A 23,440-nucleotide genomic window follows, 5' to 3' on the forward strand; every position below is an offset into this window, starting at 1 on the left:
TACATGTTCACCAGCCTTCATTATAAACTTTTTGAACAATAATGTGTAAACATATAAAAAGAAGTTAGACGAATCTTATCTAACTTCTTTTTATATGTTCTGCTTATTTATTTTCCAGCCAATTTGTAACGTGCTGAGTAAATTCATCTAAACAGTCAATAAACGGCGAATGCCCACAATCCTCTAATATGACTAGTTTTGCATTCGGAAGATGTTTTGCTAATTCTTCTCCGACCACTTGCGGGACAACGTAATCCCGATCTCCTTGTAGGACAAGAGTCGGTACTTGCAGGCGATGAATATGTCCATTCCCTGGTACAACTCCATTATGTTCATCTGAAATATTAAACGTAATTAAAGCATAGTTCACATCTACAAAATTACGCTGCGTTAACATATCATCTAAATACTTTTCATAACGCTCTGGATCTGGTTTATTGTGTGTATAAATCAGTAAATCCCAAACCGTACGATAATATATCTTGTTCATATTTTTAATTGCATCTAATACTGGAGCAATTTGAACGGGATCTTGCGCAATTTCTTCTTTTGTTTTTAACAAAGTGGATGTGATGGGTTGACCGTTTATATCTTTTTTGAAAATAGGATATCCTTTCATTCCAACTGATTCAACCAAAATCAATTTTTCTACGCACTCCGGATGACAGGCTGCAAACTCCATCGCAACACCACCACCCATTGACCATCCCATCAGTGAAAACTTCTTCAATTGTAGATCATCTATAAATAGCTTTACATCACCTGCAAAGTCTTGCAACGAATCTATTGGCTTATGGTAGGTTGATTTTCCAAATCCTCTTAAATCAATGGCGTAAATGTGATATTCATCTTGTAATTTCCCAATGACTAAATCCCAGTGCTGTGAGGATGTCATATTCCCATGAATTAGGATAAGTTTTTCTTTATTTTGTCTCCCAACTTCTTGATATGCAATCGTTTCTCCATTTGATAACGAAACAAACTCCAGTGTTGCAGGCTTAATCATCACACGCTCCCCCATTCATTTTTAATAGATAGAAAATTCTAAACTTACCTCTAGCATATCATGTAGAATATATGTTCTCAACACAAAAACGATACAAAATACTTACATAAAACAACATACCTATCACTAGACAATTCTGGTAAAAGATTATATAGTTAGCTAGGCAACTAATTTGAAAGGATTAAACAAATGGACGAAAAACAGCATTTTTTTCACATTGTCAGTCAAACTTCTCGAAAGTTTACGAAGAAATTTAATGAACGTGTATCACCAACAGGTTTATTTAGTGCACAATGGGCTGTCATTTTTCGAATTAATCAAACCGGACCTTGTACACAAACTGAGTTATGTCAATATTTAAACGTTGAATCGCCAACGATGACTCGTACTTTAACACGTATGGAAACAATGGGATGGATTATTCGAACCGAGGGAAAAGATCGTCGCGAAAAGCTCATTTCATTATCTGAAACAGCACTAAAAATGATTCCAATATGGCAAGAAGAAGTTGATACTTTCGAAGAAAAAGCGCTACAAAATATTAATGAAGTAGATTTACAACAAACATTTCAAGTACTGCAAACCATTATTAAAAATTTAGATGATTAATTGGAGGGATGACGATGCAAAGTGAGAGACTTTGGACGAAGGATTTCCTTGGAACTTGTTTTAGTAGTCTGTTTCTCTTTTTAACGTTTTACATGCTTATGACTACTTTACCCGTCTATGTAATAGAGGGATTGAAAGGAAAACCTGAAGAAATTGGTTTAGTCGCAACAGTATTTCTTATTTCTTCTGTCCTATGCCGCCCGTTTACCGGAAAGTGGCTTGACGATTTAGGAAGAAAGAAAATCTTATTTATTTCTCTTTCCTTATTTTTAGCTGCTACCGTAATGTATTTCGGTGCACAAAGTTTATTTTTATTACTTGCCCTTCGCTTCCTTCACGGCATTGGGTTTGGAATGGCAACGACAGCTACAGGTACAATTGTCACAGACGTCGCACCGGCTCATCGCCGCGGTGAAGCACTTGCCTATTTCGGTGTATTTATGAGTTTGCCGATGGTAATCGGTCCTTTTTTAGGTTTAACGATTATTTCACATTTTTCATTTACAGTTCTGTTTATCGTTTGTTCTATCTTTTCATTACTAGCATTTCTATTAGGTTTACTTGTAAATATCCCACATGAAAAGCCAGTAAGTAAACAAAAACGCGAGCGAATGAAATGGAAAGATTTAATTGAACCTTCTTCTGTTCCAATTGCCCTTACAGGGTTTGTTCTTGCTTTTTCTTATAGTGGCATATTATCTTTTATTCCTATTTACGCAAAAGAAATTGGTTTAGGAGAAGTTGCTAGTTACTTCTTTATTGTATATGCACTTGTTGTTGTTCTTTCTCGTCCATTCACAGGAAAGATATTTGATCGTTTCGGTGAAAATATACTTGTTTATCCTTCCATTATTATTTTTACAATTGGAATGTTCATCTTAAGCCAAGCACAAACGCCATTTTGGTTCCTTGGTGCAGGTATATTAATTGGTTTAGGCTATGGGACGTTAATCCCAAGTTTCCAAACCATTGCTATTTCCGCGGCTCCAAACCATCGACGCGGCTCAGCAACAGCTACTTATTTCTCATTCTTTGATAGTGGTATGGGTCTCGGTTCCTTTGTACTAGGTATCGTAGCAGCACACTCAAGCTATCATAATATGTATTTCATCGCTGCCATTATCGTTGCATTTACATTACTTATTTATTACTTTCTACATGGCAGAAAACAACAGTTCAAAAAGCAAGGTACAGATGAAGAATTATCAGCTTAATGTTAATAAGGAAAGTAAACTCCCCTGTTTACTTTCCTTATTTTGTATTTCTAAGAAAACGAGCGTATACTTATTGTAGAATTAACAAGGAGGTATATATATGAATTTTAAAAAATCTCCCCTTTTGTTACTCATACTTACACTAGTGTTTATCGTAACTGGGCTTGGATTTACTTTTTTTAAACAAAACAAAGTCGCCCCTTCTAAAGAGAACGTGACAAAAGAAAATTGGTTACAAGATCCCTACTTACGTTGGTCATATACACATATGAAAGAACTAGCGTTAACAAGCGAAGTAAAAAATAATCCCGAGCAAATATCATCATTTCCTACTGCATTACAAAACTTAGATGATTTCTCAGTTAAAAAAGTGAATGGAGGAAATATCCCTTTAAAGAAACTATTAGATGAGAATAAAACAGACGCCTTTGTTGTTGTACATAACGGAAAACTTATTTACGAGCATTATTTCAACGGGTTTAAACAAAATGAGCAGCATGGAATGGCCTCTTTAGCAAAAGTATTTACTGGTGCACTTGTACAATCATTAACCGAAGAAGGACTCATCAATGTAAATAAGACTGCTGAAACATATGTCAAAGAATTACGAAACACTCCATTCGGAAAAGCAACAATTCAACAATTAATGGACATGCAGGTTTCTGCTGAATACCCTACACATGGATATATACAGCCGGGTTTAGAAAATCAAGATGCTCAATTATATTTAGCCAGCAATATTCTTCCTCGTGGTAAAAACTATGATGGCCCAATAAAAATTTATGATATGCTACAAGAAGCAGAAGAAACGGCACCACCTGGAACTGCGTTTTCGTATAATAACGGTTCATCTGAAACACTCGGCTGGATTATACGGACCTTAACTGGAAAATCGTTAACTGAAAATGTAAGTGAGAGAATTTGGTCCAAAATAGGTATGGAAGAAAATGCGTATTATGTTACAGATGAAACAGGAGTTGAACAAGCAAGTGCTGGTTTAAATGCGACTGCAAGAGATTTGGCCAGATTTGGGCAATTGATTTTAAACAACGGTCGCTACAATGGCGTGCAAATTCTCCCTTCCTCTATTTCAGAAAATGTAAAGAGCGTGCAAGAAGGAGAATTTGCAATCGGACAAGGTACATCCATTTCTTATCATAATCAATGGTGGATTCCTCATAATGAACACGGTGCATTTGAAGTGTTAGGAAGTTATGGACAATGCCTCTATATAGATCCAAAAGCGAATATGGTCATTGTACATTTTTCATCCAATGCTGAGCCAAGCAATGATGTTCATACAACTTATTCAAATATGTATGTAGATATCGCAAAACACTTAGAAAAAAGCTAGTTTTATACTAGCTTTTTCACATAATAAATTTTATATAAATCAATTGTTTTCTATACACCTTATTACATTTATCCATTCTTCACATGAAAGATTTAATCTTCTATATGTGAATAACGTCGTACAAACACTTTCAATCATTGAAGGGTTTTTCCGTAGAAAATCCCATCTCAATACTTTAGGTAGTTCATACATCTTATATTCTTTACTTTCCTTAATAATTCCATCAACTTCCCGTTCACAAATTCCCCTTACTAAATAATCTGCTCTTAATTCTTGGCACACCTTTTTAAAATTTTCATTATGATGTTTCAATTGAAGTAAACATGTTACATACGTACGAAACAATTCATCATTCCGATTACAGCATCTCATTATATTTTCTATTTTTTTCATCATAAATTTTTTGCCTTTTCTTGTATTTCTAAAAGCCACTTTTCACGCTTTGCTGCTTTACTTGTTTTTACAGATTGAAAGGCAGAACGTTTTATTTGGCGTATACCACAAAATTGCAAAATACCTTTTTTCATAATCACCCAATCAGCCGATCGATATAAGAGTGCCACGTACCATAAAGGCGAATCTAACGTATTAATAACCCACGCCGTTTTTCCTGTAAGTAATCCTTTCGGCATTACACCTTCATATCTATATGCAAACCCAGCAACAAAAACACGATCAATAAAACCCTTTAAAATAGCTGGCATTCCCCACCACCATATTGGATAAATAAAAATAAAAGAATCTGCCTCTTTGACCAATTTTCTGTATTTCTCTGTTTCTTCTTCATATACTAAATCACGCCTTCTCTTATCTTCATTAAAAGTTAGAACTGGGTTAAATGCTTCCTTATAAAGATCAAGTAATGTAACAGAATGGTTCGTCCCTTGCAGTCCTTTTTGCACATGTTCTATAAAATGGATGCATTGAAACTAGATGGATTCGGATGTGCATATACGATGAGGATGTTCACCCTTCAACAACACCTTTCCTTAAATTCCCTTTTGACTTCCAAATGTTTGCGTGATATTCTATTACTTGTCAAGTAGCAAGCCTATATGACAAAACAACTGACACCTACTCGGCGAAGGTGTCTATTTTTTATTTTTAGCCGAATGAAATGCCTCTTTCAGGGCATATTCAACTTTTGACACTACACACTCAACACCATTCCCTTGTATCAGGCTGCTTTTGCAGTCTTTTACTCTACATAGTCAAAAAATTCAGATAAATTATAACATAAAAAAAGAGAGCCTAGCTCCCTTTTCTTGCCTTATAATATACTCCTTTATTCGTATAGGAATATTCATCATCAGCTAAAGTAATTTTCCCATCCAATTTTAACTCGTCTAATAGCCTTGATAAATAAAATTGATGTAGCATTTTTTTCGTGAATTTTCCTTCATAATGCGAAACGATATGCTCTTGAATATCTAATAGTGATATTGGTTTATCTTGCTCCATCATATATTCATATACTGCTTTACGCAGCTTTACGTATTTCTCAAGTGTCACAGTACAATTGCAACCCCTTTCTTCTCATGCTGTTATTTTTGGAATCGGTTTTTTTTGCAATAAAAAAACCTCTCCGATAAGAAGAAGTTACGTATATATCTTCGTCTTATCTTCCAGAACAAATCATGTTCTGCTGGAATTAGCACCTGCATCGCGGTTGCTGGGTTTCATCGGGCCAGTCCCTCCACCTCTCTGGATAAGAAAATATTCACTTTATATCTTATAATAGCCACTTCTATTTTCATTGTCAAATCATATAAAGTAACCACATTGAAGTTATATTTTCTTTTCTAACGCTCATACTAAAATTGTATGTACAAAAGGAGGGATTTATAATGGATAAAAATGCTCGTGGATATGTTCAAGATTCGTTTCATTCGTTGCAAGAAGCAAAAAATTGTTTGGAACATGCATTACAAACAGTTGAAAAGAGCGATAATAGGGAGCGAATCGAACAGTCTTTACAAGCTGTGGAACATGCATTACAAAAATGTGATCATACGGTTCATATTTTAGAACAAGAATGAAAATTGCCCATCTCTTTACTAGATGGGCAATTTCTCAAATGGCATACTGTAACAGTATTGCCGTCGTAATTAAAAAGTATACAGAATTCACGATTTCTAAAACTCCAACTTTTAAGATAGATATCTTTTTACCATACAATACGATTGCGCGAATTAGGCTCGGTATAAATATAAGAGAAAGCCATGGATTTACCAATAAAGAGGCAATGATTAAGAAAATATGATAGCCCCATGAAACATAGCGATAAGTAGGATTATTCTTTTCACGAATCATTGTTTTCACATAAAATGTACTACCTATAAAATATAGAAAAGAAATACCAGCAATTGCAAAAGCCGTTTCATCGACTGTTTTCATCGAAAAATAATAACTAAGTAAACCGCCTATGCAGAAAACAAGTATTGCACAAATATCATTTACTAAGGCTCGTTCATTTTTTTGTCGAGCAAAGTATATATTTACGATAAAGAGCGGAATCATCGTAACACCAAACAGAAGTATTTTCCATTCATACAGTAAAGATACGCTCCCGAAAACACATGCGATTGTAAAGTAAATAAGTGCCGCATGCATAAATTCTTTCTTTCGAGGTTGCTTTATGTACATTAAAAATGGATACGTTGCTAAATAGATAAATAACCAAGCGATAAAAAGTGGAATATGATATAAAGTAGGTTTACCAAGTATTACACTAAGTATAAACGGAATCAGCAGCATCCCCCAGGCACCGTGCTGCTTTGGAACAACTAGCTTCATGAATATGGCATCTCCTCTTTGAAAATATTTCTCATTTTCTATTATATAAAAAGTCTCATCTAAAAATCGGACTACATTAAAACAATTTTTTGACACATTTCAAAATAATGATCAACATGTATAAAAAAATGCTTCCTACCAATGGTAAGAAGCATGAAAGAGGCAAACGAATATGTAAGTCGCGACCCTACTTTACATTCTTATGCTTTGTAACATATGCTTATGCCTTGTTTTCCTGAGAGAATAGCCCTTTATCATTATCTAAAATTCCATATTTCTTTTTAAATCTCGTAATAATTCTAATCCACGATGAGCTAAACAAGACAAGAAAAATCACATTTGAGAGTGCATGCGCTAAATCAAAGTAAAAGCTCGCAGCATAATATGCTATAAAGGCTTTCCATGTTAATCCTTCTAAAAAACCGAGTATCCCCCACAAATTCATAATCCAGCCAAAAACAAAGCCGGCTATGAATCCATAGATGACTCTCCCCCATAACGTTCTCATTATAAATGTGTTTCGAAGTAGACCCGCTATAAAGCCTATCATTCCCCAAGAAAACATTTGCCAAGGTGTCCAAGGTCCTTGCCCTAAAAATATATTAGATACCAATGCTGCCGTTGCCCCAATCATAAAGCCTGTCTCACTTCCAAAAACAATTGCAGATACAATAATAACAAAAGAAGTTGGTTGTACACTCGGCATAATGGAAAATGGTACACGACTCACTGCTGCTATGGCTGCTAAAACAGCGACAATGACGATTTCACGTGAAACAAATGCTTTCCTCTCAAATCGTATATAAAAAGGTAACATAATAACAGCTAATAAGAATAAACTACACCACATAAAATATTCATCTGTTACAAAAGAAGTAAACAGAAGAGTACTTATGACAATAATGAAAATAAGCATTATGAGAGCAAAATATCGTTTGGACACGCTTTATACACATCCTCCCACGTTAATGCATAAGGCAACTGCTTGCGAATAAAACGATTAATAGATGTTGTATAAAAGAAATTATCACTAAAGAATTTCTTTGGCGTATCATCCATAATTACTTTCCCGTCAAATAGCATCATACAATGATCAACATATTTAGCTGCAAATTCAATGTCATGTGTTGCCATCACAATCGTTGTTCCTTTCTTTTGTAACTCCTGAAACAATCCGCCTAATCTTTCCTTTTTCTCTGGATCCAGCCCTTTTGTCGGTTCGTCTAGTAATAATAAGCTTGGTTTTGATAACAAGGCTGTACATAATGCGATTAACTGTTGTTCTCCCCCGCTACAATCATGCGGATGACGATCGTGAATGGACTGCAGCCAAAATCGTTTTAACATATCTTCTGCAATTTCTTTCCCTTTATCATCATATAATTCATTTGCTCTTTCAAAAACTTCATCCCACACCGTCTCAAATGTAAAATGATAATACGGATGTTGCGATACAAATCCGATTCTTTTAAACCGTTCCTTTGAATCAATTTTATGAATCTCCGTTCCGTTCCACCGTACTTTTCCTCTTCTAGCTTTGTTTAATCCTGCTAATATAGTTAAAAGTGTTGATTTTCCAGTACCATTTTTCCCAACAAGCGCAGTCCACTTCCCACGTTCAATCGATAGCATTAAATCCTGTAAAATAAAAGGGCTATTTTTTTCATATTGAAATGATATATGATTTGCTTGTAAAACCACTTCTTTTGTTTCTGCCTGTGATATAACCGGTATTTCATATTCCATAGGTAACTCAGAATGTATTTGTATTTGTGTTTGTGCCTCCCTTACCGTAAATGGGATTTTCTCTACATTCCATTCTAAAAACAACCTTGGAATTTGAGGGATAAACGGGCGAAACTCTTCTAATGCCCACATTTTTGATATAACATGTTGCGGCGTCCCATCATACATTATTTCCCCAGCATTCATAAACACAACTCGAGTTGCTAGTGGAATGACTTCGTCTAAACGATGTTCACTCATGATAATGGTAATTCCGAGCTCTTCGTTAATTCGTTTTAATAACCCTAAAAAATCTTTTGCTGCAATTGGATCAAGCTGTGCTGTCGGTTCATCAAGTAATAATAATTTAGGCTGTAAAACAAGAACTGCCGCTAAATTAACCAGTTGTTTTTGTCCCCCCGATAATGTATGAACAGACTGGTGTAATAAATCTTGAAAACCTAAAAAACTAATTAATTCAGCAATTCTCTTTTGGATTATATTGGTCTCTAGGCCAACATTCTCAAGAGAAAATGCCAATTCTTGAATAACCGTATCCATAACAAGTTGATTTTCTGGATTTTGAAATACCATTCCTACTTCTTGCGCTGATAATAAATCTGGCATCTCAAGTAAAGAAGTTCCATTATAATACATATTACCTATGCGTTTTCCAACTGGAAGTAACTCTTTCTTGAAATGTTTCAAAAGTGTCGTCTTACCACAGCCTGAACGGCCAGCCAACACAATAAATTCCCCTTGAGAAACCCTCAAGGAAACGCCCGTTAATGCTTGTACCTTTTCATCTGCATACGTAAAAGCTAAGTCTTTTATTTCCGCATGCGCCACCATAACCATTCCCTCCCTTCCATTATGATTGGTAAACTAATAAATAGTAAAAATAAAACGAATAAGATTCCATCATATTGCTGAAATACAAGCGATTCCACTCTTGGATAGATTAATAGTTTGCCAGCACCGTAAAAACTGAACAGAAAACAGCTTAGTAATAAAATTGCTAAGCACGCAAGTATGTACCAATCTTGCCTTCCCATGCGATATTGAATATATGTACTACGCTTTGTTACTCCAAATCCACGTGCTTGCATGGAATCCGCCGTTTGTAATGCATCTTCTAAAGAACAAACAAGCAACACCTGCAAGAGCTTCATTCCATTTTTGATTCTCCCTATGAATGGGCCTGAATCTAATTGCACTCCTTTTGTCTTTTGAACAAGTGTAATTTGCCTTAAACGCCGGATAAATAAAGGAACGAAGCGCACTGTGATCATTGTTAGTAACGCAACTTTCGGTGAAATCCGTGAAAACAAGTACAAAAATTTATGACTTGAAATCACATCATTATAAGAAGTAAATGTGAACATAATAGCAAGTAACAATAATCCCATTATGAATCCATACATACATGCCTCTAATGTAATTCGATTATCCCCTAAACGAAATAATGTAGTCGCTCCTCTATGTGTTAACAAAGGGTTCAACACAATAATCATTACGAAGAAAATAAGCGTGCTTGGTATCATTTTTCTTAGTTTCTCGCCATTTCCTTGCATGATGTTTAACAGTACGATCATAATAATCGCACCCATTAAAAAAAGAGGGTGAAGACACACCATACATAGTATCATCACCCCAATATAGTAGATAAAATTCACAAAAGGATGTAAAGAAGAAAAGATAATTTTCATAGTCCTTTACCAAGAATCCTTTCCTATTTTAGCACATATACCCATTCGATTTTATCTCCTGGCTTGACTGTATATGCACCTGCACTTCGATTTGGAAAAGCACCATTTACACGGTACTTCCATCCGCTTGTGCTCGTTATGTCTTTTTCGTATAAATCATTAATTCCCTTTACATAAATACTATCTCTGGATCCCGTTGCATCTACATCTAATCCTGTACGCTGCAATACTTTATAAACCGTATCTCCCTCTTGTACGTCAACTTTTTTTGCTCCTAATAAATAACCTTCATTTCCACGTACAGAAATGGTAACTTGCTGCGCTTGTGGTTCTGGCTTTTGTTCGGGTTGCGGTTGCGGTTGCGGTTCTGGCTTTGGTACTACTTTAGGTTCTGGGTCTTTCGACTGTTCCTGCTTTGGTGTTTCTTTCGGCTGATTAACTACTTTTGCCTCTTCTTTTACTTCTGATTTTGCTTCTGGCACTTTCTTAGGCTCAGTGTTTGCTTGCTGCGCTTTTGGTTGTTCTTGTTGCGCAACTGGTTCTTGCTCTTTTTTCTCTTGTTTCTCTTCTTTCTTAATTTCAGGTTGTTTTTGTTGCTCTTGTTCCTGATTCCCCTTTTGCTGCTCTTCTTGTTGCTTTTTCTCTACTGATTCTTGCTGCTTTTCCGGTTTACTTTCTTCCTTTTTCTCTTCTTGTTTCAGTTCCTCTTTTTGTTCTGTTTTTGAAATTGCTTTTTGTTCAGATTTTGACTCATTTTGACTACATCCAACAAGCAACCCAAATGAAAGGACAACTGAGAGTAACCATTTCATCATACTCATGTTTTTCTCACCTTTCCTAATAAAATTAGGAGCAAATCATTGCTCCTAATTTTTTGTTAAGCTGCTTTTCGTCTCCATAAAACATATGCTGAAGCAATACACAATACACCCATTCCTACTGGCATTGCAGTGTCCCAAGCAGATGCTCCTGTTTTCGGTAATTGATGGTTTTTCGCAGTTTTTTCATTATTTAATGTTTTCTCTTCTGTAACAACACGAGAGTTCTTATCGTTTGTTTGTTCTTGTGGTTTTTGAATTACTTCTTGCTTTTCAATCTCCTTGCTCTCTTCCACTACCGGTTCCTTCGGCTCTTCAACTGCGTTCTCGTCGCCCTCAGTTGATAAATTTGTCCAATCATATATAGAACCTTGACCAGTTACAAACGATTTATATTGAACAAGCGCTAGAAGTGCTTGTTCAGTCGCCATACCATTGCCCTCTTGGTCATTTGGCAACCATTTAAATTCACCATTTGCAAGTTGGTATGATATTAAATTTTGAACTGCACTTACATTATTTTTAGTAAATGCTTCACTAGTTGGATCAACCCCTGCAATAGCAAGTCCAATAATTGCTTGTGCAACACTATTTGAATTTTCTTGACCGTCAGCTTCAAATCCACCAGTGTTCAATTGTTTATTTGTTAAATATTGCACAGCTTTATCTACAGCATGCTTTACCTCTGGTTGTTTCTGATACGGTGCTAGTGCCGATAAAACCATACCTGTTACATCAATACTACTAGCCTCGTCCTTACTACTTTCCACATGGTATGTCCAGCCACCGTCTGTATGCTGTGCATTTAAAATCTCTTTTACTAAAGCAGCACGATTCCACTTTGCTTCAGCCGGTACTTCATATTTTTTTGAATCCAGTGCAAGTAAAGCGAATGTATAACCAGTAATAGAATTTAGTTTCTCAGATTGATATAGTTTTTGAACTAAATTCTTCCCTGCAACATTCGTTGGATTCCCATTTACCGCTGTTACTGCTAAAACAGTTCTTGCTATATCTGTAGCGGTAAATCGTTCCACTCGTTTTTCTACTTTTTGTGTTAAAGATTGTAAATAACTAATCTTTGTTTCTACTGGAATATTATTTCCTGAACGAGCAAGTGCAATTGCTACCCAATCACTATCAATTCCGTCTTCGATCATTTTTTTTGATGTTTTAGCAATCGCTTGATCTAATTGCTTCATTAATAATTCATTTGTGATTGGTTCTTTCGACTCATTAGGCTTTTGTTCTTCTGGCTTCTTCTGTTCTTCTGGTTTTTGTTCCTCAGGCTTTTGACCATCTGGATTTTGCTCTTCCGGTTTTTGTTCCTCAGGCTTTTGACCATCTGGATTTTGTTCTTCCGGTTTTTCCGCATCTGGATTCTTTTTGCAAGTTCCCATCTTATCAAGAACTTGTTGCAATGTTTCTGTGTTCATATTGTTCCAATCTACAACAAAACGAAATGTAACAACATCTTCAGATTCTAATTTATAACTATCCGCCCCTACCATGGCAGCTTTATCATTTACATCATATGCCCATCCACTTGTCTCACCAGCCATTAAACCGTCAATACCTTTAACATACATACCATATTGCGTATTCTCAGCTGTTACTTTAGTCCCCATTACTTTTTGTAACAAACTATAGGCTGTTTCTCCATCTTCAATAGCTACTTCTTTCGGACAAAGAATAACTCCTCTTTGCGATTCCCCAATAATCGCAAGTGTTGCTGTTTTCCCTTCAGCAAACGTAATATGTACAGTATTTGTGAATGAAACAAACACTAATGCAACTGCCATAATCGATGTAAGCAGCCATTTTTTCATCATTGCCATCCTTGCTTATTCCTCCCTTTGCTTACATATGCATAAAAAAAGACCCTTCAAGGGCGTGCAATAACACTCTACTGTGAGTGCTATACAAAATGCACAACACCTCCTATCCGCATAGATAGCGGTTGTATTTGTATAGGAAAGACAGTGTAGCTTATGAATGTATTATTGTGATAACATTCACTTTTAGCGGCGAACCCATTTCATTTCCACCTATTTCCTTTAAAAGTTATCGTATAAACGACATACCTATACATTCATTAAATTATAAATATCTGTATTATTTTACTATTGACACGAAATTTTGTCTATGCTTTCTCTGATTTATTTCCTATGAATATTAGTCTGTTACGTGAAACTATAAAGCCTATATATAGTCACTATAGCTTACTATGAAGTGGTTGTTTACATACAATAACACCATCTTCATCGATATACACATAATGATTTGGAATCCACTCAATTGCTCCAAACTGTAAAGGAATTTCTTTTTCTCCTTTTCCTTCTTTTCTACTTCTCTTCGGTATTGTACCTAACGCTAAAATACCAATGTTAATATTTCGTAATTCTTTAGAATCACGAACATATCCATATACAATAATCCCTGCTAAATTTCGTTGACTTGCTATATTTGCCAAATTATCTCCAAGTAACGCACAATTTGTAGAAGCCTCTCCATCAACTACTAACACTGTTCCCTCCGGTAAAGTTTGTAGAGCTTCCTTTACTATTACATTATCATCCTCCACTTTAACCGTTGCAATTTTTCCATGAAATTGTTCTTTCTTTCCATATGATTGAAATATAGGCTTACATACTTGTACGTCTCCTTCAAAAGCATCACACAGATCTGTTGTTCTCCACATTTTTCTCCCTCCCTTCTTTTTAGTATATGTTACATATTCTTGTCGTTTTATTTTTCACCTGTCTAATATTGCAAAATTTTGTATACTATAACTTTTTTCCAAACTGCATAATATTTCAAATCCCGTACATACTATATAAAGGCTGGTGAACAGCTTGAGTCCAATTTTGTAGTACCTACAATCTTTTCTCCCTTTCCCTGGGGCTGAGCAGTTAGTTTTTACTAGCTGCTCTTTTGTTTTTATATTTTGTTTAAAGCCCCTTTTTAATTATCATCACTAAAATCAGACAACTAGTATGTACTCATGAGTGAATAGGACAACCTTTTCTTGTAATATTCTTTTATAAAAGGATAAGGGTGTGACAATGTTGAATAGGAAAAACGATCAAATTGTTATTCACATAATAAAAGGCTCAACTATAAAAAGGTTTTTAATCTTAGATTTAGTTACTGGAACAGGAATTTTTTATATAGTTAAATTTATTTCTTCAAGTGCATTAATTGCATTTATTAGCAGTCTTATGGGAACCGAAAGTATTAAAAAGATACCGAAATTCAAAAATAATACGAATTAAATCCTAGTACCTAGCCCCACTACCTTTACTTCGTTAAGAAGAACAGACCTTCTCAATAAAATAATAAAAAAGAGCCAAATGGCTCTTTTTTATTACATTTCAATACACGGATCTATTATATCTCCAACTCGATCACCGGAATTAGTAATATACTACTTAACTACAATGTCGTGTAGTTCAAAACGAATCATTTTTTTCAATTCATCTAGTTCTATTTCAACTTGATATCCTATCTTCCCAGCACTAAAGATTATTGTATCTAGCTCCATAGCACTATTATCAATAACGGTAGGAAAATATTTTTTCATCCCAATCGGTGAACAACCCCCATGAATATAACCAGTAAGCGAGAGTAAATCTTTTGATTTCAACATGCTTATTGATTTTTCACGAATGCTTGCAGCAGCTTTTTTCAAATCCAACTCTTCACTGACAGGTACAACAAAAACATAGTGTTTTCCTGATTTCCCTATAGTAACTAGCGTTTTAAAGACTTGATTGGGAGATTGTCCTAATACCAAGGCAACATCTATTCCACTAATAGCATCAGTATCCGCATAGCTATAATGTTTATAATTAACTTTCTTCTTATCTAACAACCGCATTACATTCGTTTTGTATTCCATTGTGCTAAAACCCTCCTGTAATAAATCTATATGTACTATGTAATATATAAATTGAGATGTAGACGGTGGAAATATAATTTCCAATACATAAATATTGTAACTTACTTTACTATTCTCTAACAAGGAATGACAAACATATCACTCACACTGTTTATATAAGATTAATTCATCCGTTAATCTCATTTTTGTTTTCAAAAAGCATTGCTATCTCAAAAATCATTTGTTATAATTTTGAAAAAACTTAAGGAGAGACCCAATATGTTTAATTGTACTTCTTTCCAACTTCATCATCATATATAACGCCGTGTATCCGAAGAATTTTTTCTTCGTGGGTACAGGGCTTTTCCTGTTACCCACGAAGCGTTCATAAAGCTATGTGGGTATTTTTATACCTGCATAGCTTTTTTTATTTTATAAAAGGAGTGATTTAAATGGATGTAAGGAATGTAAAAGGAACAAAAGATTATTTACCCGCGGAACAGTTGCTTAGAAACAAAATTAAATGCGCTTGTGAAGAGACTTTTGAACGATATGGCTGTAAACCACTTGAAACACCTACATTAAATATGTATGAACTGATGGCTTATAAATATGGAGGCGGTGCTGAAATTTTAAAAGAGATGTACACACTACGTGATCAAGGAAATCGTGAACTCGCACTTCGGTATGATTTAACGATTCCATTTGCAAAAGTAGTAGCAATGAACCCAGATATCAGGCTTCCTTTTAAACGCTATGAAATTGGAAAGGTCTTTCGTGATGGACCGATAAAACAAGGAAGGTTTCGTGAATTTATTCAATGTGACGTTGATATAGTCGGCGTAGAATCTGTTATTGCTGAAGCTGAATTAATGGCCATGGCATTTGATCTTTTCAAAACTTTAAACTTAGATGTTACCATTCAATATAATAATCGTAAGTTATTAACAGGTATCCTTCAATCGATTGAAATTCCAAACGAACAAACAAACGATGTTATTTTATCATTAGATAAACTTGAGAAAATTGGGGTTGATGGCGTACGAAAGGATTTACAAAGCCGTGGGATAACAAATGACACTGTAGAGGTAGTTTGTCATACTGTTGAATCTTGTATGACATTAGAAATTGATGAATTTAACCAAACTTTCTTAAACTCACTAGTTATAGAGGGAATCAATGAACTAAAGCAATTACAGCAATATTTACTCGCACTTGGTATCCAAGACAATGCTGTGTTTAATCCATTCTTAGCAAGAGGACTTACTATGTATACAGGCACAGTTTATGAAATCTTTTTAGCAGATGGAAGCATTACTTCAAGCATTGGTAGTGGCGGACGTTATGATAATATAATTGGGGCTTTTCGTAACGATAATACATCCTATCCAACAGTAGGGATTTCCTTTGGCTTGGATGTTATTTATACAGCTCTTACGCAAAAAGAAACGGAATCTGCTTCTGTCGATATTTTCATTATTCCTATTAACACCGAAGTGGAATGTTTACGAATCACACAACTTTTGCGTTCTAAAAGTACCTTCAAAGTTGAACTGGAACTTGCCGGCCGTAAATTAAAGCGAGCTCTTAATTACGCAAATAAAGAGAATATTCCTTACGTGCTTATTATTGGTGAAACTGAAATTTCTACAGAAACCATTGTTTTACGTAATATGAAGGAAGGTACCGAAATAAACCTCCCCCTATCTTGTATTGAAGATGGAACATTAAAGGATTATTTATAAAAAAGCAGCCTATTAGAAGGTTAAGCCGTTCTCTTTCGAAATACCCGCAACTATACAAACACATATAAAAGCAGAACAATTCGCACATGAATTCGCTCTGCTTTTTATTGTCACATCAATATTTTAAGTTCCTAGTACTTTTTTACCAAGTGGTTTCGTACTATTCGAATCTGGTTCAAGTGTAATACCAATGTTATCAAAGGACTGTTTTTGTGCAATTTCATATGTCAGAAGTCCTGATCCAGTTTCATCCGGTTTAAATATTCCAGCGTTTTTTCTTTCTCCATCTTTTAATAACCAAACTTGATACACTTCTGATTTGTTTACTTGTGGCAAATGATCAGCTTGTACAACTAATTTTTTCTTATCTCCTTGTTGCATAACAAATACATACCCTTTTGTATTTTCATCGTTTTGATCGATTGATACTAATGGACGAGTAGAGATTACTTTCATTGGATCACTGCTTAATTCATCCTTAGCTAAAGATTGTATTTTTAATTGCGAATTTTCGATTGTTACTGCTACTGTAATCACTAACATTGTTCCTAGTAATACTGTTGCTAACGGTGTAAATTGTTTTTTTAGTAAAACCGTCCATTCTTTCAATTTCGCTGTTACTTTGTTATCTCTATTCGTTTGTTCGCGAACAAATATAAAATCAAACACTTCAGCTTTTAATGTTTCTGGTACTTCTTTCTCTTCAAAATCGAAATACATTGCTTCCCAAGCTGCCTGCATTGCTGGATACTCAGTTTGACATTTGGGGCATGTCTTTAAATGTTCTTGAAACGCTCTTTGTTCTCTATCATCAAATGTATTCGTAACATAGGATAATAAATGCTCACATTCTCTCTCCATACTATCCCCTCTATTCTAGATATTTTTTTAATTGCTTTAAAGATTGATGAAGACGACTTTTAGTGGTTCCCAATGGTTCATCTTCCATTTTAGCAATCTCACTAAGGGAATAACCTTTCCAATATAGCAAGTCGATTAATCTTTTTTGAGACGTAGACAAATTCTGCTTTGCCTTTTGAATTTCAACACTGTGCATCCTTTTCTCGATTTGATTTTCTGAATCTGCTATATGCATATGTTTTTCAGAATCATAAAGATTATTAAAGTTTCTATACATAAGTTCTTTATTTTCTTTTCGGACATAATCAATACATATATTCCTTGTAATAGTAAGTATCCAATTTACGAAATCACCTTTTGAAGGATTATACATACTTTTAGTTGTCCAAAGTTTCAAGAAAATTAATTGAACAACTTCTTTTGTTTTGTCCTCATTTCCTTGGAAAAATTTAAAAGTGAAGCTATATATCAACTTAATATATCGTTCATATAGTTCTTCTAATGCAGGACGATAGTTTCTTTGTACTAATTGCATTAACTCATAATCATTTTTTTCTTTCATTCTCACCTGCACTCCCTATTGTTTTTCTTTTTCTGATAATTCTAAATTAATTTAATTATATAATTCAAATAGAAAAATAGGAACCACCAACAACATTGGTCGCTCCTTTTAACAGAATATTTATCTCACTATTCGCTGGCATACGCCCTATTCGGCGTGCTTTCTATCACTGTTTAAATGTAGTTTCACCATTCAGTACAAACCATATATCTTTAACCCCTTGTCCATTTATATCTCCTTTTGATTTATCATTAGCAAAATAATAGAGGGGATAGCCTTTATACGTTACTTGTTGTTCCTTCGTATCCTCTCTTATTATCGTAGCAAAGTCTTTTCTATCAAATCCTTTTGGCACTTCAAAATCTTTCGCAACAAATGGCGGCCAAAGTTTTACGCAGTCACCACTACAATTACTTACCTTAGATGTGTCTTTTGCAAAATAATAGAGTGTTTTTCCGTTTGAATCTGCTAAGTATTTTCCAACCTTATCGTTCTCTAATAATTGTAAACTAGGAGATTCGTTTTTATTACTATTAACTTCACTCACGTTTTCTCCACTCGTTTTCTTACTTTGAACATCTTCTTTCTTATCGCTATTACACGCTGTTAATAAAAAAAAGCTCACTAATATGGACACAATACATTGCCATGCTTTCATACTGACTCCTCCTTCAATTTTTTATTTATATTTAAGGTAACGATAGAAAGGTTTGATTGGTTTGATACAAAATAAAAAAAGATGCAAGCCTCTCCCTCTGCTTACATCTTTGTTAATTCTATCAATTTATGCCTTTTTTCTTATACAAAAAATTGTTATTCAGCTCGGAGCGTTCTTCATTAATTAGGATTTGTTGTTTTGTTCCATATTTATAACTACATTTCCCTTCTTATGTCCTTTCTCAACATATCTATGAGCTTCCACAATCTCTTCAAACGCATAGTACTTGTCAATGACCGCTTTTATCCTACCTATCTCAACAAGTTCTTTCAGGAAGTCTAACGCTTCGAAAGTTTCAGGTGAATTTTGACCTAATATTAGCTTCTTGTTGCTTGTCAATTTAGTCCATAGCATTCGAACGCTTGGCAACGGTTCAACGACATTTATATAGATACCGTCCTGCTTTAACAACTTGATACAATCTGAAAACAAGCTCTTGTTTACCGCTTCAAAAATCACATCATAAGTCTCGTCTGTAGTAGAAAAATCTTTTGCAGTGTAATCAATTACCTTGTCGGCTCCAAGAGATTTTACCAATTCTAAATTTGCGTTACTGCACACTCCTGTAATTTTTGCTCCGAAATATTTGGAAAGCTGTACAGCATAACTTCCTACACTTCCCGAAGCTCCATACACAAGAACATTTTGACCACTCTGAACGTTAGCTTTTCTAAGAAAAAACAAGGCTGTACGTGCCCCAATTGGAATAGCAGCAGCTTCCTCATATGTTATATTGGAGGGCTTAATAGATACCGGTCCATCTTCAGGTAGACAAATATACTCGGCATAAGAACCAAAACCCACTTGGGTGGCCGCAAAAACCTGGTCTCCTTCCTTAAACCGCTTGACCTCTTTCCCTACTAACTCAACTTCTCCAGCTAACTCCATTCCTAATATTGGTTTTTTAGGTTGACTAAAACCGAGCGTGATTCGAGCAGGTAACCAAACAGAACGAGGAATCGTAAAACTCCGTGATCGAATATCTCCTGCTGTTACAGTTGTCGCTTTTATTTTGATCAGTATTTCATTTTTCTCAGGAACAGGTTTCTCTACCTCTTTCAGTTGAAGAACATTGGGGGGACCGTACTTTGTGTACACAATTGCTTTCATTAAACTTCCTCCAATTCGTTCTATTTATTAATATCATACGAATAATATGAATAGATAGAACAATGGTTCACTCTTCAACGAGTATAAGCTTTTTTCAATGCGGGTACCTCAAAAGAGAACAGCTTACCAAAAGGTGGGCCACTATTTATAAATAGTCTTTTACCTATAAGCGCGATTCGGTTTACATAATATATTTATGGTATGCCTTTTTGTCTACATAAAATTTCGTTCTTCACTTGTTAAAAATTAAAACCAGCTCTGCCTAAACTTAGTTTTTGCTACATCTGCATATACATGTACTCCATCTTCAAGGCATCCAAAACTAGTCTTAGATGCTGACTTTCTACTAACAATTGATCTTCTTGAAGACCTTTCAAACTATACTCGTGATAGAAATAAATAAAGAGTGCGTATCAAGTCAGTATTTTCTTGACGTTACTCTTGTTTTAAAAAAATATTAATGTCTTAAAATTAAAATGTTTAAATTGCTCTAACGATATTTTACCTAAAAAATAGTATCCTATAATTCCACATAATATGAGATTCCATAAAGCCTCAAGAATCATTCCTAATAGTTTAGGTATATTATCCCCTAAAACAACCCCTATAAATTGATACATAATCCCGGAAATAATCAATAATCCCAAAGCCAAAAGAGATTTTGAATCAATTTTTTTCTTTGACTTCATAATCTTTGTTTCCATAACAACCCCTTATTTCTTATTATTTTATTAATTATGAATATACAACAACACATCATTATCCGAAAAATGGTAATTAGGACAACCACAATAATTTTATTTTATCAGTTTTGATTTTCTCCTTGTTTTAGGATTTACTTTTTTTACATTTTTTGAATAGTATAATCACTAGATCTCTATTTACCGCTCTAAGGTGCCCCGCCTCATCGCCATCAAGCTAAGATTTTGAAATAGCTCCAAAACAAAAATTCTATATCTCTACAGTTATTTATCAGAATTCAGCTCACTTTTTTCGTTTTGGGAAACAACCAATTTCTTAAATTGATGGGTAGCGGTACTCAATAAAGAAAAGACACTCTCATGAGTGCCTTTTCTAATTGTTTTTTAGCAGAAGCAAGCAGCTCCAACAATGATTAATAATATGAAGAGTACAACGAGTAATGCAAATCCTCCAGCAAAGCCGCAACCTCCACAACTACCACCAAAGCCCATAATAGTTCCTCCTTTAAGTAAGAGGGGAAAAACATAGGGGTTCACATGTAACGGATTCGGTTTATTTTATGTTGTTACGAACTAATTGAGCAGGTCCTTTAATAAATAAAGAAAAGACACCATTAAGGTGCCCTATTAACATAGGATTTGAGGGTGAGATTTTTCTGTAAAATATTAAATTTATCTACCGTATATTTGAATGGGCCTAACCATATTCCAGTTTCTTATATAAACTCTAGTCCCTTTGCTAGTCATTTTATAATTTACCTCATTAGCTGCCCAAATAAAACCAGCTTTAATAGCATAGTTAAGAGCTTCCACTCCATTTTCAGTTGTAGTATGTAAGGAGATTATCTCATGGGTTATTTACAAATTGTGGGTGGGGAATATTTGACACTTACTAAATAAAAGAAGAAACCGATATTGTTTCTCCTTTTGCACAGAAATCACTATTTCATAATTTATGAAAGTTTATTTAAAAGCTGATTTAAATCTTGCTTTGTTTTCGTCGTTAATGATTTGATTCGTTTCACATCTATTTTCTCTTTTTCAGTCGCAACAATTAAAGGATACATACTTTGTCCAATCGTTTTATAATCAGTTGGATGTGTTGCTTCTAACTCTTTTTCAATTACATCCCATTTTTCATTTATTTGCTTCCCTAGTTGATTCACTGTATCTAACTTAGGGTTTGCAGCTAATTGTTTATCCAAGCTGTCGATAAGCTGCGCAACTGCTTTTACATTTGCTTTCACAGCTACACTTTTATTTGTATCTTTCGTTGCAGTTTTTCCACTTGTCGTTTGCTCGTTTGTTTTAGTATTTGTTTCTTTTTCTGTCGTTTTCCCATTTGAAGTTTGGTTCGTAGATTTAGCGTTATTCTCCGTTCCAGACGATTCTTTGGAATTCTTTTGATCTTTCTCTGTTTTTTCATTAGTAGATGTGTTTGTTTCTTTCTCATCGTTTTTCGTAGCAGAAGTTTCATCAGCATTCGTTGTTTTTGCTTCTTCTTGTGCGTTCGTTTGTTCCTTTTTCACTTGATCTTTTTCTGCAGAGGGACTACAAGCTGTAATGGAGAGCATTGTACCAATTGCTAGTGATGCAATGGTTATTTTTTTTATTTTCATAATAAAGCCTCCTATATTTACATTTTTATCCTCCTCTTTACGATTCTATTTATCTATAAAAATCCCTTTTTGTTCTAACTATCATCTTTCCGACAGAAATCCTTATATTTATACGACAAGCGATTATGCATTAAACTTTAAAATTCGAGCTTTTTTACTCTGTATAACGCATTTTGTATACAGTTATCCCCAGGAAAAACAGAGGAATATATTGCCCTATACGGAGTAATGGGCAAATTACTTATAGCTTTACAATAATAATTCCACTACCAAAAGTCCCCTTTTTCTGACAATCCATTTATTTTGCACAAAAAATAAATTCATAAAATATTTCACGCTTCCTATTATTTCTCAACATTTTTGTTAACATAATAAAATTATGAATTATTAATGAGATATTAGAAGAAAATAATTCTATTATCGGGTGCGTTTTTACTTCTACATTTCAATGGTGAGTTTGTATTTAAGTGGAATTTTAAAGGGGATCAAGACATTTTTCATCATTTCGCAGTAGAAACAATAAATTCAAAAAATCAAATAGCTACTACATGTATATTATTCAATGTTACAAATGAATAATAAGTACTATACTGAAAAACACTTTTGTAATTATGTTGCTTGTATATCTACATGTAATAAGGAGGAATGTAAAATGGAAAAAGCGAATGAAAATACATCTAAATCAAGCCATCGAGTAAAAGAGGACGAAATTGCTACAGAGGCAGGTGTAATTCTAAAATTACAATCACTTCAAACAGCAAGTGAAGGATCTGGATTAGCTCCAACTAATCAGCTTCCATCGAACGTTCTGGAACCTCTTGAAGATAACCATAAATAAAGATTTTTAATAAAAAAGGGGCAGTCGCAAATTTCGGCTGCCCTTTTTATATTAAGCACTCTTTAACAACTTAACACCTTTTACAATATTCCAAATGAAGTAGTAAATAATGCCTAGTATACGAACATGCGTAGGCTCACGCTTACCGCGATATTTATCTCCCACCTAAAATTGA

Annotated in this window: 24 protein-coding genes, 2 pseudogenes and 1 riboswitch; of the genes and pseudogenes, 7 read left to right on the plus strand and 19 right to left on the minus strand. The window is 34.5% G+C overall.

All coding sequences use genetic code 11. The features are described 5' to 3' along the window. Positions 1 to 103: 103 nt before the first annotated feature. On the minus strand, positions 104 to 1,006 hold the full coding sequence (locus BLV40_RS12530) for an intracellular short-chain-length polyhydroxyalkanoate depolymerase (RefSeq protein WP_090690511.1): 903 nt from the start codon (positions 1,004 to 1,006) through the stop codon (positions 104 to 106). Between the two features lie 189 nt (positions 1,007 to 1,195). On the opposite strand from BLV40_RS12530, the gene BLV40_RS12535 reads away from it, so the two are divergent. The 3 genes from BLV40_RS12535 to BLV40_RS12545 all read left to right on the plus strand — a co-directional run bounded on the left by BLV40_RS12535 (position 1,196) and on the right by BLV40_RS12545 (position 4,183). Then, positions 1,196 to 1,615 carry a MarR family winged helix-turn-helix transcriptional regulator gene (locus BLV40_RS12535; RefSeq protein WP_090690514.1) on the plus strand — a complete coding sequence of 140 codons (420 nt, stop codon included), beginning with the start codon at positions 1,196 to 1,198 and terminating at the stop codon, positions 1,613 to 1,615. A gap of 14 nt (positions 1,616 to 1,629) precedes the next feature. Then, the gene (locus tag BLV40_RS12540; RefSeq protein WP_090690517.1) at positions 1,630 to 2,829 is read left to right on the plus strand and encodes an MFS transporter; all 1,200 of its coding nucleotides are present in this window, start codon (positions 1,630 to 1,632) and stop codon (positions 2,827 to 2,829) included. A gap of 100 nt (positions 2,830 to 2,929) precedes the next feature. After that, positions 2,930 to 4,183 (plus strand): serine hydrolase domain-containing protein, encoded by a 1,254-nt coding sequence (locus BLV40_RS12545; RefSeq protein ID WP_090690520.1) that lies wholly within the window; start codon positions 2,930 to 2,932, stop codon positions 4,181 to 4,183. A 39-nt stretch (positions 4,184 to 4,222) separates the two neighbouring features. Here the strand turns inward: BLV40_RS12545 and BLV40_RS28900 are convergent, their stop codons facing one another. From BLV40_RS28900 to BLV40_RS12560, 3 genes and pseudogenes are all read right to left on the minus strand, one after another. Continuing rightward, positions 4,223 to 4,576, minus strand: coding sequence for a group-specific protein (locus BLV40_RS28900; protein WP_090690744.1), 354 nt, complete (start codon positions 4,574 to 4,576; stop codon positions 4,223 to 4,225). Beyond that, positions 4,576 to 5,153: pseudogene (locus tag BLV40_RS12555) on the minus strand (NAD(P)H-dependent oxidoreductase). The gene BLV40_RS28900 and the pseudogene BLV40_RS12555 overlap by 1 nt, the downstream one beginning before the upstream one ends. Positions 5,154 to 5,434: 281 nt before the next feature. Then, the gene (locus BLV40_RS12560) at positions 5,435 to 5,647 is read right to left on the minus strand and encodes a hypothetical protein (protein WP_231503946.1); all 213 of its coding nucleotides are present in this window, start codon (positions 5,645 to 5,647) and stop codon (positions 5,435 to 5,437) included. 151 nt (positions 5,648 to 5,798) lie between these two features. After that, positions 5,799 to 5,898: riboswitch (SAM riboswitch) on the minus strand. Between the two features lie 132 nt (positions 5,899 to 6,030). Between BLV40_RS12560 and BLV40_RS12565 the strand changes: the two genes are divergently transcribed. Next, a complete protein-coding gene (locus BLV40_RS12565) occupies positions 6,031 to 6,222 on the plus strand; it encodes a hypothetical protein (RefSeq protein WP_090690522.1) in 192 nt (63 codons plus the stop codon). 34 nt (positions 6,223 to 6,256) lie between these two features. On the opposite strand, the gene BLV40_RS12570 is transcribed toward BLV40_RS12565, so the two are convergent. From BLV40_RS12570 to rraA, 7 genes are all read right to left on the minus strand, one after another. Next, positions 6,257 to 6,979, minus strand: a complete 723-nt coding sequence (locus BLV40_RS12570; protein WP_090690525.1) for a YwiC-like family protein — start codon at positions 6,977 to 6,979, stop codon at positions 6,257 to 6,259. Between the two features lie 220 nt (positions 6,980 to 7,199). After that, a complete protein-coding gene (locus tag BLV40_RS12575) occupies positions 7,200 to 7,922 on the minus strand; it encodes an ECF transporter S component (RefSeq protein ID WP_026592338.1) in 723 nt (240 codons plus the stop codon). Further along, positions 7,895 to 9,562 carry an ABC transporter ATP-binding protein gene (locus BLV40_RS12580; RefSeq protein WP_170833654.1) on the minus strand — a complete coding sequence of 556 codons (1,668 nt, stop codon included), beginning with the start codon at positions 9,560 to 9,562 and terminating at the stop codon, positions 7,895 to 7,897. The genes BLV40_RS12575 and BLV40_RS12580 overlap by 28 nt, the downstream gene beginning before the upstream one ends. Next, on the minus strand, positions 9,535 to 10,413 hold the full coding sequence (locus BLV40_RS12585; RefSeq protein ID WP_090690530.1) for an energy-coupling factor transporter transmembrane component T: 879 nt from the start codon (positions 10,411 to 10,413) through the stop codon (positions 9,535 to 9,537). The genes BLV40_RS12580 and BLV40_RS12585 overlap by 28 nt, the downstream gene beginning before the upstream one ends. A gap of 23 nt (positions 10,414 to 10,436) precedes the next feature. Continuing rightward, a complete protein-coding gene (locus tag BLV40_RS12590) occupies positions 10,437 to 11,234 on the minus strand; it encodes a DUF4430 domain-containing protein (RefSeq protein ID WP_090690531.1) in 798 nt (265 codons plus the stop codon). Positions 11,235 to 11,290: 56 nt separating this feature from the next. After that, complete coding sequence (locus BLV40_RS12595; RefSeq protein ID WP_090690534.1) at positions 11,291 to 13,069, minus strand: DUF4430 domain-containing protein; 1,779 nt, start codon at positions 13,067 to 13,069, stop codon at positions 11,291 to 11,293. Positions 13,070 to 13,446: 377 nt separating this feature from the next. Further along, the gene (gene rraA / locus BLV40_RS12600; RefSeq protein WP_026592333.1) at positions 13,447 to 13,932 is read right to left on the minus strand and encodes a ribonuclease E activity regulator RraA; all 486 of its coding nucleotides are present in this window, start codon (positions 13,930 to 13,932) and stop codon (positions 13,447 to 13,449) included. Positions 13,933 to 14,296: 364 nt separating this feature from the next. Between rraA and BLV40_RS29330 the strand changes: the two genes are divergently transcribed. Next, entirely contained in the window at positions 14,297 to 14,506 is a 210-nt protein-coding gene (locus BLV40_RS29330; protein ID WP_090690535.1) for a hypothetical protein, read from the plus strand. Positions 14,507 to 14,658: 152 nt separating this feature from the next. On the opposite strand, the gene ybaK is transcribed toward BLV40_RS29330, so the two are convergent. Beyond that, positions 14,659 to 15,132 carry a Cys-tRNA(Pro) deacylase gene (gene ybaK / locus BLV40_RS12610; RefSeq protein ID WP_090690538.1) on the minus strand — a complete coding sequence of 158 codons (474 nt, stop codon included), beginning with the start codon at positions 15,130 to 15,132 and terminating at the stop codon, positions 14,659 to 14,661. Positions 15,133 to 15,563: 431 nt separating this feature from the next. Between ybaK and BLV40_RS12615 the strand changes: the two genes are divergently transcribed. Then, entirely contained in the window at positions 15,564 to 16,856 is a 1,293-nt protein-coding gene (locus tag BLV40_RS12615) for a histidine--tRNA ligase (RefSeq protein ID WP_090690540.1), read from the plus strand. Between the two features lie 123 nt (positions 16,857 to 16,979). On the opposite strand, the gene BLV40_RS12620 is transcribed toward BLV40_RS12615, so the two are convergent. The 7 genes and pseudogenes from BLV40_RS12620 to BLV40_RS12650 form a co-directional block, all read right to left on the minus strand. Further along, positions 16,980 to 17,717 carry an anti-sigma factor gene (locus BLV40_RS12620; RefSeq protein WP_090690543.1) on the minus strand — a complete coding sequence of 246 codons (738 nt, stop codon included), beginning with the start codon at positions 17,715 to 17,717 and terminating at the stop codon, positions 16,980 to 16,982. A gap of 10 nt (positions 17,718 to 17,727) precedes the next feature. Then, positions 17,728 to 18,279, minus strand: a complete 552-nt coding sequence (locus BLV40_RS12625) for an RNA polymerase sigma factor (RefSeq protein WP_026592328.1) — start codon at positions 18,277 to 18,279, stop codon at positions 17,728 to 17,730. A 166-nt stretch (positions 18,280 to 18,445) separates the two neighbouring features. After that, positions 18,446 to 18,937 carry a COG4315 family predicted lipoprotein gene (locus BLV40_RS12630; protein WP_090690545.1) on the minus strand — a complete coding sequence of 164 codons (492 nt, stop codon included), beginning with the start codon at positions 18,935 to 18,937 and terminating at the stop codon, positions 18,446 to 18,448. A gap of 183 nt (positions 18,938 to 19,120) precedes the next feature. Beyond that, positions 19,121 to 20,107, minus strand: coding sequence for an NAD(P)-dependent alcohol dehydrogenase (locus tag BLV40_RS12635; protein ID WP_090690548.1), 987 nt, complete (start codon positions 20,105 to 20,107; stop codon positions 19,121 to 19,123). 452 nt (positions 20,108 to 20,559) lie between these two features. Then, positions 20,560 to 20,811, minus strand: a pseudogene (locus BLV40_RS12640) (CPBP family intramembrane glutamate endopeptidase); the annotation flags it as partial. Between the two features lie 381 nt (positions 20,812 to 21,192). After that, a complete protein-coding gene (locus BLV40_RS12645) occupies positions 21,193 to 21,300 on the minus strand; it encodes a YjcZ family sporulation protein (protein ID WP_000505670.1) in 108 nt (35 codons plus the stop codon). A 461-nt stretch (positions 21,301 to 21,761) separates the two neighbouring features. After that, a complete protein-coding gene (locus tag BLV40_RS12650; protein WP_026592324.1) occupies positions 21,762 to 22,427 on the minus strand; it encodes a hypothetical protein in 666 nt (221 codons plus the stop codon). 652 nt (positions 22,428 to 23,079) lie between these two features. Here BLV40_RS12650 and BLV40_RS12655 point away from each other — a divergent pair. Further along, positions 23,080 to 23,265, plus strand: coding sequence for a hypothetical protein (locus BLV40_RS12655; RefSeq protein WP_026592323.1), 186 nt, complete (start codon positions 23,080 to 23,082; stop codon positions 23,263 to 23,265). The last annotated feature ends 175 nt before the right edge of the window (positions 23,266 to 23,440 follow it).

It is taken from the genome of Bacillus sp. 166amftsu (assembly GCF_900107445.1).
GTDB lineage: Bacteria > Bacillota > Bacilli > Bacillales > Bacillaceae_G > Bacillus_A > Bacillus_A arachidis.